Genomic DNA, 15,392 nt, shown 5'->3' on the forward strand with positions numbered 1-15,392 from the left:
GCGCCACGCAAACACCTGGTTCGCATTCACCTGATGACGTCGGGCTACCCCGGAGACGGTGGCTCCGGGTTCGAAGGTCTCACGCACAATCGCCAGTTTCTCTTCAACTGAGCGGCGTCGGCGTTGCTCCGGCTGCGTCAGAACCTCAACGGGTTCCATGTTGTTAGTTGTAGGCTTAAACATAGGCGGAAGACTACCTCATAGTTTAAGCGTTACCCAGTGTCCGGTTTTCGCGGGGGCCGGCCCACCGATGGCGCCTCTGCGCCTTACCATTACCGTGGAGAATTATTTCGCATAACTACCTTTTTATTCGATTTGAAAAGGCTTGACTTTCAACGCCCCATAGAAGGCTGCCATGTTCAACACGAACATCTGGTCCACCTTCTTCAACCCGCGCACCATCACCTGGCGCATGCGTCCCACGGTCTTGGCCCAGCCGAAACCTTGTTCGATCAACTTCTAGGCGGAAAACAGGCGGCGCGGTCGTTCAAAGCCAAAACTTAGATCTGTAGTGTCAAAAGTAGCGAAGCTACTTACTGGTCGGGCGTACTTCCGGACTGTATCCGCGGAAAAATTGCTTTCATCAAATCGTGAGGTGTGCGACACAGGAAGCGCCGCACACCCTTCGCTGTTAAACCGTCAGCACACTGCGCATGGCGATCTGCTCCTGATGGCGTGCCTTATCCTGGGCCTTTGCGTAATCTGCGGAGGCGGCATATTCCGTCATCGCTTCGGCGCGGTGTTCAATGCCGCACACCTTGGATGCGAGCGCGCCATACGGGCCCGAGCCAGCAAATTCCGCGCGTTGCATGGTCAGCGAGCGAATTGTCTGGAGCGGCGTTCCGTTGAAGTTTTCGAACATGAAGAGACGGCCGCCCCATTCCGAGAGGAACAAATCACGCACGACGCGACCAATCTTCACGCGATCGAGCGGTTCGCCTACTGGGCCCCCGTTCATACGCTCGAACCATGGGCCAAGCATCGGATCCTTCCACTGTGCGTCCGTTGGGAAGATCAGTGCGCTGCGGCCGCATAGATCGACCAGTTCGTAGATCATTGCGGAGAAATGCTCGAGGTAAAACGCGCGACCGAAATCGTAAATCAGAATATTCGGCTTGTAGTGTCCGCCCGGCGTGTGAAAACCGAGTTCTTCGGCAGCGATCATGTGTGCGAGCGTCGCCTGATGGAAGCCGATCAGCTTCGCCACGCGCGTCTGCACCTGTGGAATCTTGTTCGTGCCGATGTGCTCGGTGATCAGCACGGCAAGTCCTGCCATCAGTTCGGCACGCACCACCTGGCGAATCAGCGCCGCATAGTGCAACCAGTCGAACACACGTTGCGGATAAAGCTTGGCGTGATCCGGGTTGCCAATGTGGAACACATGGCTCCACGGAATAAAGACATTTTCGAATACGGTTACGCCATCAAGCTCGTCGCCTTGCGCAGCAAGTGGGTGCTCTGTTGCGTCATCTTTCACAGTGCTTTCGCGACAAACTATCGTCACGCCCTTCGTATTGACGGGCGTGGCGGCAAAGATGATCTGTTCGCCAGGAATGCCGGGCCGGAAAAAGACACCGATATGAATCCAGTCTGCAAATGGGACGCCGGTGCCGATTGCCTTTACCCCTGAGACGGTAATGCCGTGCTCGTCGTTCTTGACGATGCGCAATCCGGGAGACTTCGCCTGCGCGTCAGGCCCAGATCGATCCATTTGCGGATCGACGAACTGCGGCGCACAGTTGAAGTCGTTGTCCTTTGCGTATTTCACGAAATTCACGATGTTCTGCGCGAGACCTTTTCCGTCTGCGCCAATAGCGTGTGTTTCCCATGGCGTCGGATCATCGGCGTAAGTCATCAGCACATAGTTGTTGACGTCGGGTGTGCGCGGAAACGAAGCGCCAGCGAGTTCGCGCATGATCGTCTCGTGGTACTTGCGCTTGCGGCGCAGCTCTTCCTTGTTGCGATGACCAAACCACTGCATCGAACGTCGTACGCCATCTTCATCGACGAAGGTCACGACGTCCTCAAGATCTTTTCGGTGGTGGAGATCGTAGAAGTCCGCGTGAACTTTTGCGTAGCCGCGCGTTTTCGGATGCGTCGCGATATTGTCGATCTTCTCGTTGCCCACCCAAACATTGCGGCCATCGTTGAGCGAATCGAGGTACTGCTTACCAGTGCGGATCATGTGTCTACTCCTTTGGTGGTCAATTACTGCCTAGTCAGGATTGTGTTGGGCGTGTCGTTGCATAAGCGCGCTGACAGTAGACGAGCGGCGCTGCATCGGGTGATTTCCGCGCGTTCAGCACCCGCACGACAAAGACACTGTGTGTCCCTATTTCCATTGCCGAGGCAATACGGCAATCTAGCGAGACGATTGAGTCGGCACGGTACGGAATCCCATATTCTGAAGTCTGCCAACGCTTGTCTCTGAAGCGATCAGGCATGGGTATCTGGCCGACGCCGGCGAAAAGCTGGGAAACGTCGGTTTGGAGGGCGTGCAACCAGTTCACGGAGAGAAATCCGTTCGCCTTGAGGACGCTGTTCGCGGCACTGCGCCGGTTTACACAAAAAAGAATGGTCGGTGGCGTGTCGCTGACGGAGCAGACGGCGGAGCAGGTGACGCCGACTTTGCCCGCGGCGCCGTCCGATACGATAACGGTGACAGGGGTGACCGCATGGGCAAGCGCCTCACGAAACGCTGTCGCTTCGATATGCGGAAATCCGTCTCCGGCCTCGTAACGCGGCGCAGATGAAGCCTGCATCGATTGAATTTGCGCTTGAGTCATCGTGTCTCCTTGTTGGCTCTGGCTTCGAATATTCCGAATAAGCGTGCGAGATGGCACGTGTCGTCCGTATGGTCCGGTAACCACGTTGGGGATTACCCGGTGCATGGGCTTTATTGTTTGAGCTAAATTACACGGACCCAACCTATAGCTCTATGGATGACGCGTCATGGACACTATTCCGCAGCGGAATGAGGCCGAACTCGACTTTCATCACCTGCAGGTCTTTGACGTGTTAATGACCGAACGCAGCATTACGAAAGCCGCACATGTGCTTAACGTCACACAGCCTGCGCTGAGCAAGACGCTCGCACGGCTGCGTGTGTATTTCGGCGATCCACTTTTTATTCGCGTGTCGATGCGTATGGAGCCGACACCCAAGGCAATCGAACTCGCGGAGCCCGCCAAATCGGTCCTTAATAACTTCCGGCAGTTGCGCTCGTCGCATGCCGCCTTCAATCCGCTCACCTCGGAGCGCGCATTCAGAATTCAAGTGGTCGACGCGGGTGTTGTGAATATGTTCCCGCCGCTATTGAACTATCTGCGCGAGCACGCGCCGCGTGTGCATGTGCAGGCCATCCACTGTGATGCGCAGCATCTGGACTTGTGGCTCGAGTCCGGTTTGATCGATATCGCGATCGGATCATTTCCGTCGCTCACGACAGGTATCCGGCGGTTGCCATTGTGGTTAGAGCGATTTGCGTCCGTGACGCGCGTAGGGCACCCTCGTATTGGTGCCGCGCCGAGTCGCGAGGCATTCATCGCCGAGAAACATGTCGTTGTCTCGGCTGTCGGCACAGGGCATGAGCATCTGTGTGTCGAACGAATGCTCGAAACACATGTACCTCGGGAGAACATCGTGTCCCGCGTGCCGACGTTTTCTGCCGCTGCACTGATCTCGCAACGCACGGATGCCATTGTTACGATTCCCCGCACGCTTGCAGTCAGTCTGGTACGCGATTGCGGCTTGCAGCTTGTCGAACCTCCCCTCGATTTCCCGAAGATTGAGATCGCCCAATATTGGCATGATCGCGTCCACCGCGACCCTGGAAACCAATGGATCCGCACCGCAATGAAGCAACTCTTTTGCCGGGAGGATAGCTACCGTACTATGCCTGCAGGTTATTGAGGCAATTCGATTGGAAAGATGGCTCACGTCCGTTTTGGCTTCTATGATCCACTCAATCACCAGCGTGGAGCGAGATCATGAATTTATTGAAGCAAGGTTGCGTGATTTCGATTGGCGTCTTCGACGGCGTGCATGGTGGTCATCGGCGTGTGTTGCAGATGTTGCGCGAAACCGCGAAGCATCGCGGATTGCCGGCGGTCGTCGTGACGTTTGATCCTCATCCACGGAGCGCGTTGCAGCCGGATAGGGCGCCCCCCATGCTCGTGAGCGTGCAGCGAAGGCTCGAGCTTCTGGAGTCGACGGGATGCGTCGAGCGTACGTTCTTGATACCCTTCGATCAGCTTCGGCGGGAGCAGTCGGCGGACGATTTCGTACGCGATACGCTCATCGAGCAGTTGGGGATGCGCGCACTCGTAGTCGGCGCAAATTTTGTTTGCGGAAAGGGGCGCGTAGGGTCCGTCGAATATCTGACGCGACTTGGAAAGTCCGAGATTTTCAGTGTCCATCCCGTTCCCTTGCACGCCGCATTGGGTGCGCAGCCCGCTTCGTCGACCGTCATTCGCCGTCTGATTCTGGATGGCGATTTGCGGCGCGCGGCGCAGCTACTCGGAAGGCATCACGAACTGGAGTGCAAAGTGGGTTCGGGGAGAGAGTTGCTTTTGCCGATGGGCATGTGCGTTCCACACGCCGGACGGTATTGCGTTCTTCTGCGTTGCGGACAGGGTGCTGCGCGTCAAGCAAACGTATTCATAACGAGCGAGCGCGGGCTTCGCCGCTGTTTTGCTCCGCACGCGGATTTTGAACCGGGTACCCACGTCACGGTGCAATTTGTTGAGGAGCTTGAAATGGTTCGCCAGGAAGAAGTATTGGCCTAACTCTTGATGGAACGCCGAAGGCAACGCACGAAGCTAGCGCGACTTCCGTCGTGATCCGGTACGCGGGTCGTCCTTGCCGGCAAGAACATGGCCCGCGCGATTGATGCAATGAACGACGGCACTCTTGCCTTCTATGGCACTCTATCACGTTCCCGAAATTTCCGGTAACTCGCCAAATACGCCGGCCAGAATTCCGAATCGCGCGGGTGCACTCGTAAAAAAATGAGCACCCGCGGGTCGATATCTCGACATCGTCCCGATCACAATGCAGGGAGGTACATCTGCTCAGCAGCCGCGGCGGAGAGTCCGAGTTCAGTGGCCACAGCAGCGACCCCTTCCTGAATAGCGATTGGGCTCACCCGGCCGTCGCCGCTGAAATAGGGGCGAACGTAACGCTCGTAGTGATGCTGCGCTTCCTCCATCGTCAATCGATTCAGGAGCGCCGCAATGTGCTTCACGGCTAGACCCGGTTGCTCGGCGATGGTCTTGAGGGCACGCTTGTTCGCGCGAACCAGCGCTTGAAGGGCAGGGTCGTCGAGAGGGATGCGCGAACGGTCCACAGCAATCCCTACCGTCGGAATCTGGAGATGGTCGCCTACCCAGGCGAGCAGGTTAAGCCCTTCCTCGGCGGCCACCTGTTCGGGCGCTAACGTGCTACCTACATAGGCCGCATCGATCGACCCTTCACGAAGACGCCGCAAGTCCATCTGGTAGTCGGCCGGAATCCGTTCCACACACTGCAGGTCGCGATCAGGATCCAGTCCATGCTTGCGCAGTACGATTCGAGCGAAACACCCGGGCGCGGTGCGGGCCCCATGGACTGCGAGTCGGCGACCACGAAGATCATTCATGGACTTCACGTCACTGCGCGCCAGAAACCAGAACAGCGGACGATGAGTATTGGCGGTGAGAACCGTCCAGGGGATACCGCTGTTCAGTCTCGACAAGAGTGCCCGGCCTAGACCAATTGTCGCGCCCGCACGGACGCGCTCAGTCGGCCAGACGGCTCCATCGCGGAGTGCGACGTGAACACCTTCATCCTCGAAATATCCCTCTTGATCGGCGACATGCGCGATCAGTTCTTCGTGAATACCACTCCCTACATAGGTCAGGTCGATCGAGAGCATTGACAGGTAACTCCTCTATCAGGGTAAACGGGTGCTTTGGCGAAATCGTTTCTCTCACCGTCTCGGTGCGAATTGCGTCTACGTCGGATTCAATCCATTCCAAGGCCGCCACTGACAGGAAGATAGTGGCCGGTGGTGAAGCCCGAATCGTCGCTAGCCAGGAACGCCACGGTATTCGCCACTTCGCTCGGCCGGGCAAGTCGTTGCATTGGTATGGCGGCCGCGATCGTACGCAAGCGTTCTGGCGAGACCAGCTCAGTTGAGGTGGCACCCTCGACAGTGGTCGGCGCGACGATGTTTGCTGTGATCCCGTGCGGTGCCAGCTCCAGTGCGATGTACCGGACGAACTGGTCCATGGCCGCTTTCGCGGTGCCGATCGTGATCATCCCAGTACGTGGACGACGCGAAAGCAGGGCACTCAGATAGATCAGCCGGCCATGATTGCGTGACATCATGCCTGGCACAACGGCCTTCGTTGTGAGGAAGGCAGCACGCAGTTCGCTGTCCAGTTTGTCTCCGAGTTGCTCCCAGCTCAGTTCAGCGAACGAGGTGATGGCATACGGCGTTAGCGCGTTGTGTACCAGCACGTCGACACCTCCCCAGCGCCGAGTGACTTCATCGACCATGGCGGTGACATCCCCTGGCACGGTGACATCGGCTTTGATTGCCATTGCTTCGCCGCCCGCCGCAGTAATCGTGCCAACCACATCTTCGGCGCGGGCAGCGCTGTCGCGATGATTGACGACTACGCGGTACCCTTGTTTGGCAAGGGTCAATGCAATCGCCACACCAATGCCGCGGCTGGCTCCGGTGATTAGTGCGACTGGCATGATTTCACCTCCACTTTAATGCTGGCCCAATACACGTTGTCTGCGAAACGTGTCGCCCGATCACTGACATATGCGATCAGGGCTTCGTGGGAACCCAGTCCCACACGGATCAAACTAGTCGATTGCATCGGCAAGATGACGCCTCTCTGGTAGTGAATTACATATATTGGGAAAGTACGTTCTTTCCAGATTCAGAACAATGCACTTGCTCACCGTCCTGACCTTGTTGCAGGGCCCTCGCTCGCGCCCCCCGTGTGATTGAACCGCCTGTGCACCCGCGTTCGACCGGCGCCGGAAATGGGTAAGTTCCCGCTACCTTGGCGCGCAACCGGCGCTGTTCTCCCGCATCCATCTTTTATTGGAGACCCACAGTACACCGATCGAAATGCGGGCTCTATGCATTGCGTGTCATGGACACTATTCCGCAACGGAATGACCGGGATCCCGGAGATTGGTTATATCTTTGTTCACATTCCAGGCTATTTGGAGGATGTATGCAAAACGTCAACGAAGAAACCATTACGCAAATCGTCCTTGCGTGCCACGAGCTGGCGCCGGATCCCCGGTTCAAACAGATCATGACAAGCGTGATCCAGCATCTGCACGCATTCGCGCGCGATGTGGAACTGACCGAAGACGAGTTGTACCGGGGTATCCAGTTCCTCACCGATGTTGGCCACATCACCGATGACAAGCGGCAGGAGTTCATTCTCCTGTCGGACACGCTGGGCCTTTCGATGCTCGTCACGGCGCTCAACAACCGCAAGCCGAGTGGATGCACGGAGTCGACCGTGTTTGGACCGTTTTTCGCCTCAAACGCACCGCGGTATGAAAATGGCGATGATGTCGCGAATGGTGCAAAGGGGGAGCCATGCTTCGTAAGCGGGCGGGTGACCGGACTTGCCGGTGAGCCGGTGGCAAACGCGCGCATTGAGGTCTGGCAGGCCGATTCCGAGGGCTTCTACGACATACAGTACGACGGCGCAGAAAGCAAAGGCCGCGGTTCACTGCGCAGCCTCGAGGACGGTTCATTCCACTTCCGTTCGATTACGGCCGAGTCCTATCCGATTCCCCACGACGGCCCGGTGGGACGCATGCTGAACGCGCTCGGGCGCCATCCGTGGCGTCCTGCACATCTGCACTTCATGATCGAGGCGCCGGGCTATGAACGGCTTATCACTCACGTCTTCCGTCACGGCGACCGCTACCTTGACTCCGACGCTGTGTTCGGCGTGCGCTCGTCGTTAATTGCAGACTGGACGCGCCACGAGCGTGGTACAGCGCCCGATGGCACTCAAGCCGACACGCCGTTTAGCACACTAGACTTTACGTTCATTCTGAATCGCGCAACGGCAGCAGTCCAGCGACGAAATGGACTGGGTAGCGCACACGGCAACGATGCGACGGCAGGTAACTGGCGCATTGACCAAGGCGAAAGAATCCAATGATCAAGCACATAGTGATGTGGAACCTGAGAGGCGAAACGCACGACGAAAAGACAAGTTCCGCCAGCCGCGTCAAGGCGGCATTCGAAGGATTGGCCGGCAAGATTCCGGGGCTTATGCACATTGAAATCGGCGTGGACATGAGCCGCATCGAATACGCCTGTGATGTCGTGCTGTATTCGGAATTCTCTTCAAACGAATCGCTGTCGGCCTATGCGGTACATCGGGAGCATCTGCGCGTGAAAGCGGAGCTGGGCGATCTGCGCATTGCCCGGCATCAGGTGGATTACCAACTCTAGCGCGTGGTCACAGGAGCCGCGCAGTCTGCCGACATATGCGTCAGTATCGTAATGCACCCCGCCTACGCGGTAGGTGGCTTGATTGAAGTGTGTCATCAGAAGGTAGTTGGCATATATCTCCGATTCTGAAACGACGCTTCTCGCTAATGGCTTTCGGCGTAGTCTGGTGCTGCGCCTTGCCAAATTCAATTCTGCTTGCCATGGACAATGAACATGATCGATACACCGGCCTCAGCTGCACTGGATATGCTGTTTCGCGGCGCCCGTAGTCAAAACGGCTGGCTCGACAGGCCAGTGACCGACGAACAGTTGCGCGCGCTTTACGATTTGACCAAATACGGCCCGACGAGCATGAACACTTCTCCCGCGCGTTTCGTGTTCCTGCGTACTCCAGAAGGAAAGGCGCGCCTGGCGCCGGCGCTTGCACCGGGGAATCTCGATAAGACTCTCGCTGCGCCGGTGTGCGTGATTGTCGGTTACGATCAGCGCTTTTACGATCACTTGCCGAAGTTATTTCCGCATCGCGCTGATGCTCGCGCATTCTTCGAAGACAAGGCGGATTTGATCGAGAGCACGGCGTTTCGCAACGGCACCTTGCAAGGCGCTTATCTGATTCTCGCTGCACGCGCGCTCGGATTGGACTGCGGGCCGATGTCGGGATTCAACGACCAGAAAGTCAACGACGAGTTCTTCCCGGAAGGTCATGTCAGGGCAAACTTCCTTTGCAACATTGGCTATGGAGATCCGGAGAAGGTGCTTGATCGACTCCCGCGCCTTGCATTCGACGAGGCCTGCACGCTTCTGTAACGGTGTCTCTGTCCCTGTGCTACTCATCGAGGAAACGGAATCGTGAAGGATTCTTTTGTCTATCAGATGCCCCCAGCGAGGGTCGTTTTCGGTCATGGCACGATCGCTACGCTAGCCGCGGAGGCGGAGCGGCTCGGCTTGCAGCGTTTGCTGGTTTTGTCGACGCCGGAGCAGGCCGAGCTTGCGGATCACGTCCGGGAACTGCTCGGTGATCGTGCCGCCGCTACATTCAATTCTGCGACCATTCACACGCCGGTAGAGGTGACGCAATGCGCGCTGGAGGTCGTTAAATCAGAGCGGATCGATGGAATCGTAGCGGCAGGGGGAGGGTCCACCACCGGACTCGGCAAAGCGATAGCGCTGCGCACCGATTTACCGCAGATCGTGCTGCCGACCACCTATGCCGGCTCTGAAATGACACCGATTCTCGGCGAGACGCAACACCGCCGCAAAACAACTCAGCGCAGCCCGAAAATCCAGCCAGAGGTCGTCATTTACGATGTGGATCTTACACTTACGCTGCCGCCGATGATGTCGGCGCTTTCCGCATTCAACGCGCTTGCGCATGCTGTCGAGGCACTCTACGCGCCAGACGGCAATCCAATTGTCGCGCTGATGGCCGAGGAGGGGGTGCGCGCGATTGTCGGCGCGCTGCCGCAAGTGCTAAAAGAACCGGGTGATCCCGGGCCGCGCGCGTCGCTTCTTTATGGGGCATGGCTTTGTGCGTGCTGCCTCGGCGTGACCACGATGGGTTTGCATCACAAGCTATGCCATACACTGGGCGGTCTGTTCGATCTTCCGCATGCTCAGACTCATGCCATCGTGTTGCCCTACGCACTTGTCTATAACGCGCCGATGGTCCCGGAGACTATGAACCGTCTGAGTCGTGCGATCGGATCCCACGATGTTCCTGAAGCACTCCTGCAGCTGGAACACGATTGCGGCATTCCACTGGCACTGCGCGACATCGGGATGCCGCATGATGGCATTGAGCAGGCGGTCGAGCAGGCGCTCGCTAATCCATATGATAATCCACGCCCGGTCGAGGCCAGTCCATTGAACGCTCTGCTCGAGCACGCCTGGGCGGGTACAGGTTTCTGACCTGTTTCAACGCTGCGCGGTCGCGCATCGCCTTGATCTCCGCATTGTCTGGCTGCTGGTTTCGGCGTTGAGTCCCGCCAGTTGCCGGGTTCGGAAAAGATCCGCGCTCGGACGGCGTAAGGTCGCGGAGCGCTTTGAATCCAAAGTATTGGGACCGGAGCTTCGGGGGGGCGCGACAGAACCCCTTCCAGAGCTGTTCTCATACGACGGAGTAAGTGTTTCGATCAACGCGCCGCGGCGATCGCCTGAGCCAGGGATCTCGCCATCTTCTATTGCCTTCGGTTAATTTTAACCACGCTAATAATTTGTATTATTTAATTAGGAATACAACGTAAATAAAGTGAGGCATAAAGATGAAATTACGCGGATTGAGGTTCCTTGCGTCCGGCATGTTGTTGTTCGATGCGGCAGTTTGCTACGCACAGTCGAGTGTTACCCTATACGGAGTGGTGGACGCGGGAGTTGAATATTCCAGCAAGACGGTGAATTCAACCGGAACCAACGCTGGAAGCAAATTTGCGTTGGTGGATAGCGGCGTAGGTCCGTCGTCATTTGGCCTGTCTGGGAAGGAGGACCTCGGTTCGGGGACGAAAGCGGAGTTCACGCTCGCAAGCGGGATCAGTGTCGCCAATGGCGGATTCAAGAGTTCAAACGGCAATTTCTTTGGGCAGCAGGCGTGGGTGGGACTCGACGGCCAGTTTGGGCAGGTCAAGGCTGGCGTCCAGTTTTCGCCCTTTTATCTTGCGTTGTTCGATACGGATCCTCGCCAGTTTTCCGAATTCGGTAGCGCGCTTGTGGTGTACTGTAGCAACGTCTTCGTTACAGGGGCATTCAATTCAAATGCCGTGTCCTATACGAGCCCTCAAGTGGCGGGCTTTCGGGGTAGCGTTATGCTCGCCCTGGGCGGCGAGGCGGGCGATTTTGCCGCGGGACGTCAATGGTCGGCAAGTCTGAAGTATCAAAACGGCGCCGCGGAAATAAACGCAGCGATTTACGACGGCAACGGAGGAGGAACAGTCCAGACTCCGAATCCGAGTACCGTTGAATTCGAAGGGCGCACTCTGGGTGCGAGCTATACGCTCGAGTCATTGACAATAAGGGCCTCATTTGTAAATTACAAGGTCGCGGAGTCGCACAATAACAACGTCTACGGCGGAGGCATCAGATATCAGGTTACTCCCTTCTTCGACGTAAATAGCGGTGTGTGGTATACGGCCGATCGAGACGACAATGCGAATCACTCACTGCTAGTAGCAGGCGGGATGAATTACTTTTTATCGAGGCGAACCGCACTGTACTTGCAGATAGGAATGGTCTCGAATCACGGCAGCATGAGGACTGGTCTTGCGGTATCGGACCTCACCCTATTGCATGGAGTGCCGGGTACCACTGTTGGCGGAAACATTGGGATAAGGCACACGTTCTAGGATCAGCTCCGGTTCAAATGGCGCGCGCGAATCGGTTAGAGTGTCGGGTTGAACGAATAGAGAGCCGACGATGAGCAAAGCGAAGAGCCTGGAGGAACCGTTCGCAGGCCGTCACTTCGACCGCGAGGTGATCATTTGTGTGTTCGCTGGTACTTGCGCTACAAGCTCAGTCTGTGCAATCCTGTGGAGATGGCGTAGACCGTATTAAAAGTGTCATCCATTGAAAGGCCAAGGTCAAAGGATAAATACTTCTCGCTCAGGTTTTACCCTGCTTAGCTGAAACAGGCCGACTCGACACGGTTGCGTTCGAGGCGGGAAGCCCCTCGAAGAGTCGTTCAGCATCAAGACGCGTGAGTTTCGTCTTTCCTTTCTTCATTTGCCCCTCTGCAGCATGATTGATGTCTCGCGAATACCCGGGCCCCGACAGCCGAAGTCACACGTGTTTGAACGGGCGGGTGATCTTGTCCGGCGCTATCCGCTAGTTCGCAACGAGGCCGGAGCGTAGGGCGCGGCTTGTGTCGTCATCCGTGCGCCCAGAGAGTGGTGGGATCGATCCATGGTCGATTGGATGACAGTGACGGGCAGCGCTCGCTTGCGAGATGACGTTCCCGATAGACGATATTGGCGTGTTACCGCCCGAGCGTGGTCGATTGCGCTTTTCGCCTGCGCCAACCGAAGGAATTAGCCCCCGGCGCGCTTCACCCGATGACCGGACTTTATGAGCTCTTCAATAATACGGTCACAATGGTCGCCTTGCACTTCAATCATGCCATCCTTGACCGTTCCACCCGAGCCGCAGGCGGCGCGCAATTGTTTGCCCAGCGAGGCCAGGGCAACGGGGGCGAGCGCCAACCCTCTCACGACCGTCACGCTCTTCCCGCCCCGACCTTTGGTCTCGCGAACTACCCGCGCGACGCTGTCCCCTGCTGGTTGTGTACTGGCAATCGTCTTGCATATACATTCTGCGACCGTGCGCCGGCACTCGGGACACATCCGCCCGCCGTCTGTGGAGTAAACGAGGCCACCCTTCGAACTGCTCTTGACGATAGGCATACACAAAGACATAAAGACCAGCAACCGGCGAGTTTAGCAGGTTGCGTTTGCGTCTTGCAGGCGACCTGCAGCGCCGTCTTCTGCGCGAGCAGTTCCTCCTGGCCGACGAGGAACGTGAAGAGCTTGATCTGCTGGCGATCGAGTGCGTCGTGCACGTCGCGTAGCCATTCATATTCGTTCTCGTTGTAACGTTGCGCCTCGTCGCAAAAGAGCAGCACCGTGCCGCTGCCGGCGCGGGCGGCTGCCTCGCGAATGCGCAGCGACAGGCGTGTGCGTTTGGCCGAACTTGTGCCGGTGTTGGGATTATGATCGCCCACGGCCTCCAGCAGATTCGCGAAAAACGGCGCTTCGGCGTGCCGCGGTTTGTGCTCGCACTGCGCATGGTAGCTCGTCATCTTCGGGTATTCGCGCGCGAGCAAGAGCCGCATATACTCGATCGCGCGGGTTTTGCCGATTCGCGACGGGCCGTAGATGAGTGCACCCATGATTCGGTAACGCAGGCAGCGCGTGACGAGCTCGTAGAACGCTTCGATCGCAGGCGTGGCGAGGCGGTAGTTGCCCGTGACGAGTGGGTGCAGCGATGGATCGATCGGACGCGGTATCTGAAGCGACATGATGCGCCTCCTGACGTGAGAGACGGGGTTAAAAGACCTGACCAGTACCGATCGTGAGCTTTCGTGGACGCACCGATGTGCGCGGTGAAAGTTCGATGACCGTGGCCGCCTGCGCGTCGGTCGTTGGCGCTGCGCCAGGCGCAAGCGCAGCCTTTGTCTCGGTCGGGTGAGTCGGGCCGACCGGTGCGCGCACGGTTGGCGCCGATGCCAGCAGGCAGATGGCATGTGCGAGCTCGGTCGCCGCCTTGCGCGTTTTTTTCGCCTCCCTGAGTTTCGCCTGGACGTAGGCTTCGATCGGATTGGTATCCACGTTGCTGTGCCGCCGGTGCTTGCCAGATTGCTTGCGAATCTGCTGACGAAGCTTTAGGTTGTGCGGCACCACCCGCCACGCCCCTTGCGCTTCGAGCACGCCCAACTCCGCGCCGTTGGCCAGGAAGGCGCGTACCGAGCGCAGGTCGTCGGCGTTCATGTAGATCAGCGGATGCTGGCCGATCAGATGGGTACTGGTCGCAAGCACATCGTTCGTGTAGCGCACGCCGTGAAGGTTGATGTGCGGACGTACGCCCTGCGCGAGGTAGGCCCGCACCCGGCACCGCTTTGCTGATTGCATCAGGCAGAGCGTTCGGCGATGCGGTTCAGCGAGCCAGGCGAGCAGCGTTTGCTTGCCACGCACAAAATACTCCATCGCTTCCAGCGGCGTTGCATTGTTCAGGCCGCGGTGCGGAGTACCGTTATAGCTTGAGATGGTGTACTCGACCAGTTCCGCCAGTTCGTCGAGCGAGACGTAGAGGCCCAGATCGCCATTGGAATCGGCAAGCGCACGACGCAGATCCCGCGGATGAGAACCAGTGTAGCCAGGCAAGCGAGATGACAGGCGGCTGGCGATCGTGCCGAAGAAGCGCTCGATGTAGGGCCGCTCATCGGGGCTGTGTTTCGGCCCGGCGTCAGCCACGCAGCCGACGAACTCGCACAACGCAGTTAGCGTCTCATTTGCCAGATTCGCCTTCGCATTGTCGAGCTTCATCCATTCCCAGGTCACATACGCCAGTTCGGGCAAGGATCCTGACGGAAAGCCATCCTGCGGCCCATACTCGAGACCAGGTATGGTGAACACTCGCGGGCGATGGGGCTCAAGCGCGTTCTCGATAGTCTTGATGACGTCGTAGCGGCTGTACTCCCTTGCCAACGCTATCTGGTAACCGACCACGGCGCGTGTGCACACATCGATGATCACAAGGAGCCACACCCTTTCCATCTCGAATTCGTGCGCGAAACCAAGCGGATCGCGCACAACCACTTTGAGCCGGATGTCGAGCCGGTGGCCGTCGAATTCGACAACCTGATACGGACGGACCGCCGCGGGTGAGCCCGGGTCGTCGTGGCGAGGCAGACCCTTGAGGTGCGTGGCGCCCGCTGATCGAGCTGCCATACCAAAACCGCGCAACATCTCCGCCTTTAACCGTCGCGAAAGAGAGCGAATCGCATGGTCGGACGTGTTGAGCGGATAATCGGCGCCGTCAGTCCTACCGATCGGCATTGGCGCAGGAACTCGTCGTGCAACGATTGCAACCCGCGTAGTCGCGTGCGTAAGTGGCCGTCCGTGTGCACCTGCTCAAGCAGCACCCTACGTTGTTTGACCTGAAGGAGCAGCCATGTGGCGCGACAATCCGGATGAGAGACGCGCGACAAACAAGTTGAGAATGTCGCGGCAGAAATGATGATGCCGATGTTGATTGACGCTGGCAAGCGTTTATTGATTGACGCGCGGCGTTGATTGACGCGGGCGAGTGGGTGTCGCGCGACAATCAAGCTGAAGCCACCAGTCGTTGAGGATTGCTGTGTAATGGTGACGCCGCAGGTATTTGGCCGCGCGACAATCAGGATAAGAATGGGGTGGCGTGG

The 15,392-nt window shown here is 57.8% G+C and carries 14 protein-coding genes and 2 pseudogenes; 7 read left to right on the forward strand and 9 right to left on the reverse strand.

Features of this window, described 5'->3' with window-relative positions:
• From M3I54_RS40930 to M3I54_RS40945, 4 genes are all read right to left on the reverse strand, one after another.
• Positions 1-159: transposase (locus M3I54_RS40930; protein WP_254338201.1), on the reverse strand; the 159-nt coding region annotated here is incomplete at its 3' end.
• 147 nt (positions 160-306) lie between these two features.
• The gene (locus tag M3I54_RS40935) at positions 307-456 is read right to left on the reverse strand and encodes a hypothetical protein (RefSeq protein WP_254345803.1); all 150 of its coding nucleotides are present in this window, start codon (positions 454-456) and stop codon (positions 307-309) included.
• A 175-nt stretch (positions 457-631) separates the two neighbouring features.
• Positions 632-2,185 (reverse strand): 4-hydroxyphenylacetate 3-hydroxylase family protein, encoded by a 1,554-nt coding sequence (locus tag M3I54_RS40940; protein ID WP_254345805.1) that lies wholly within the window; start codon positions 2,183-2,185, stop codon positions 632-634.
• Positions 2,186-2,219: 34 nt separating this feature from the next.
• Complete coding sequence (locus M3I54_RS40945) at positions 2,220-2,786, reverse strand: flavin reductase (protein ID WP_254345807.1); 567 nt, start codon at positions 2,784-2,786, stop codon at positions 2,220-2,222.
• Positions 2,787-2,952: 166 nt separating this feature from the next.
• Between M3I54_RS40945 and M3I54_RS40950 the strand changes: the two genes are divergently transcribed.
• Both M3I54_RS40950 and M3I54_RS40955 read left to right on the forward strand, forming a co-directional pair.
• Complete coding sequence (locus tag M3I54_RS40950; protein ID WP_254345809.1) at positions 2,953-3,912, forward strand: LysR family transcriptional regulator; 960 nt, start codon at positions 2,953-2,955, stop codon at positions 3,910-3,912.
• Between the two features lie 77 nt (positions 3,913-3,989).
• Positions 3,990-4,787 carry an FAD synthetase family protein gene (locus tag M3I54_RS40955; protein WP_254345811.1) on the forward strand — a complete coding sequence of 266 codons (798 nt, stop codon included), beginning with the start codon at positions 3,990-3,992 and terminating at the stop codon, positions 4,785-4,787.
• Positions 4,788-5,047: 260 nt separating this feature from the next.
• Here the strand turns inward: M3I54_RS40955 and M3I54_RS40960 are convergent, their stop codons facing one another.
• Together M3I54_RS40960 and M3I54_RS40965 are read right to left on the reverse strand one after the other, a co-directional pair.
• Positions 5,048-5,914, reverse strand: a complete 867-nt coding sequence (locus tag M3I54_RS40960) for an ABC transporter substrate-binding protein (RefSeq protein ID WP_254345813.1) — start codon at positions 5,912-5,914, stop codon at positions 5,048-5,050.
• A gap of 89 nt (positions 5,915-6,003) precedes the next feature.
• Positions 6,004-6,744 carry an SDR family NAD(P)-dependent oxidoreductase gene (locus tag M3I54_RS40965; protein WP_254345815.1) on the reverse strand — a complete coding sequence of 247 codons (741 nt, stop codon included), beginning with the start codon at positions 6,742-6,744 and terminating at the stop codon, positions 6,004-6,006.
• Positions 6,745-7,238: 494 nt separating this feature from the next.
• Between M3I54_RS40965 and M3I54_RS40970 the strand changes: the two genes are divergently transcribed.
• From M3I54_RS40970 to M3I54_RS40990, 5 genes are all read left to right on the forward strand, one after another.
• On the forward strand, positions 7,239-8,192 hold the full coding sequence (locus M3I54_RS40970) for an intradiol ring-cleavage dioxygenase (protein ID WP_254345817.1): 954 nt from the start codon (positions 7,239-7,241) through the stop codon (positions 8,190-8,192).
• Positions 8,189-8,488 carry a Dabb family protein gene (locus M3I54_RS40975; protein WP_254345820.1) on the forward strand — a complete coding sequence of 100 codons (300 nt, stop codon included), beginning with the start codon at positions 8,189-8,191 and terminating at the stop codon, positions 8,486-8,488. Before M3I54_RS40970 ends, M3I54_RS40975 begins: the two co-directional genes overlap by 4 nt.
• Positions 8,489-8,701: 213 nt before the next feature.
• The gene (locus M3I54_RS40980; RefSeq protein ID WP_254345822.1) at positions 8,702-9,295 is read left to right on the forward strand and encodes a malonic semialdehyde reductase; all 594 of its coding nucleotides are present in this window, start codon (positions 8,702-8,704) and stop codon (positions 9,293-9,295) included.
• A 42-nt stretch (positions 9,296-9,337) separates the two neighbouring features.
• Positions 9,338-10,396, forward strand: a complete 1,059-nt coding sequence (locus M3I54_RS40985) for a maleylacetate reductase (RefSeq protein WP_254345824.1) — start codon at positions 9,338-9,340, stop codon at positions 10,394-10,396.
• 389 nt (positions 10,397-10,785) lie between these two features.
• Positions 10,786-11,823, forward strand: a complete 1,038-nt coding sequence (locus tag M3I54_RS40990) for a porin (RefSeq protein WP_254345833.1) — start codon at positions 10,786-10,788, stop codon at positions 11,821-11,823.
• Positions 11,824-12,504: 681 nt separating this feature from the next.
• Here the strand turns inward: M3I54_RS40990 and M3I54_RS40995 are convergent.
• The 3 genes and pseudogenes from M3I54_RS40995 to M3I54_RS41005 all read right to left on the reverse strand — a co-directional run.
• A complete protein-coding gene (locus M3I54_RS40995; RefSeq protein ID WP_254345831.1) occupies positions 12,505-12,876 on the reverse strand; it encodes a translation initiation factor Sui1 in 372 nt (123 codons plus the stop codon).
• 47 nt (positions 12,877-12,923) lie between these two features.
• Positions 12,924-13,490, reverse strand: a pseudogene (locus M3I54_RS41000) (AAA family ATPase); the annotation flags it as partial.
• A 28-nt stretch (positions 13,491-13,518) separates the two neighbouring features.
• Positions 13,519-15,149, reverse strand: a pseudogene (locus tag M3I54_RS41005) (integrase); the annotation flags it as partial.
• Positions 15,150-15,392 lie beyond the last annotated feature (243 nt).

It is taken from the genome of Paraburkholderia sp. CNPSo 3274 (genome assembly GCF_024206475.1).
Taxonomy (GTDB): Bacteria; Pseudomonadota; Gammaproteobacteria; order Burkholderiales; family Burkholderiaceae; genus Paraburkholderia.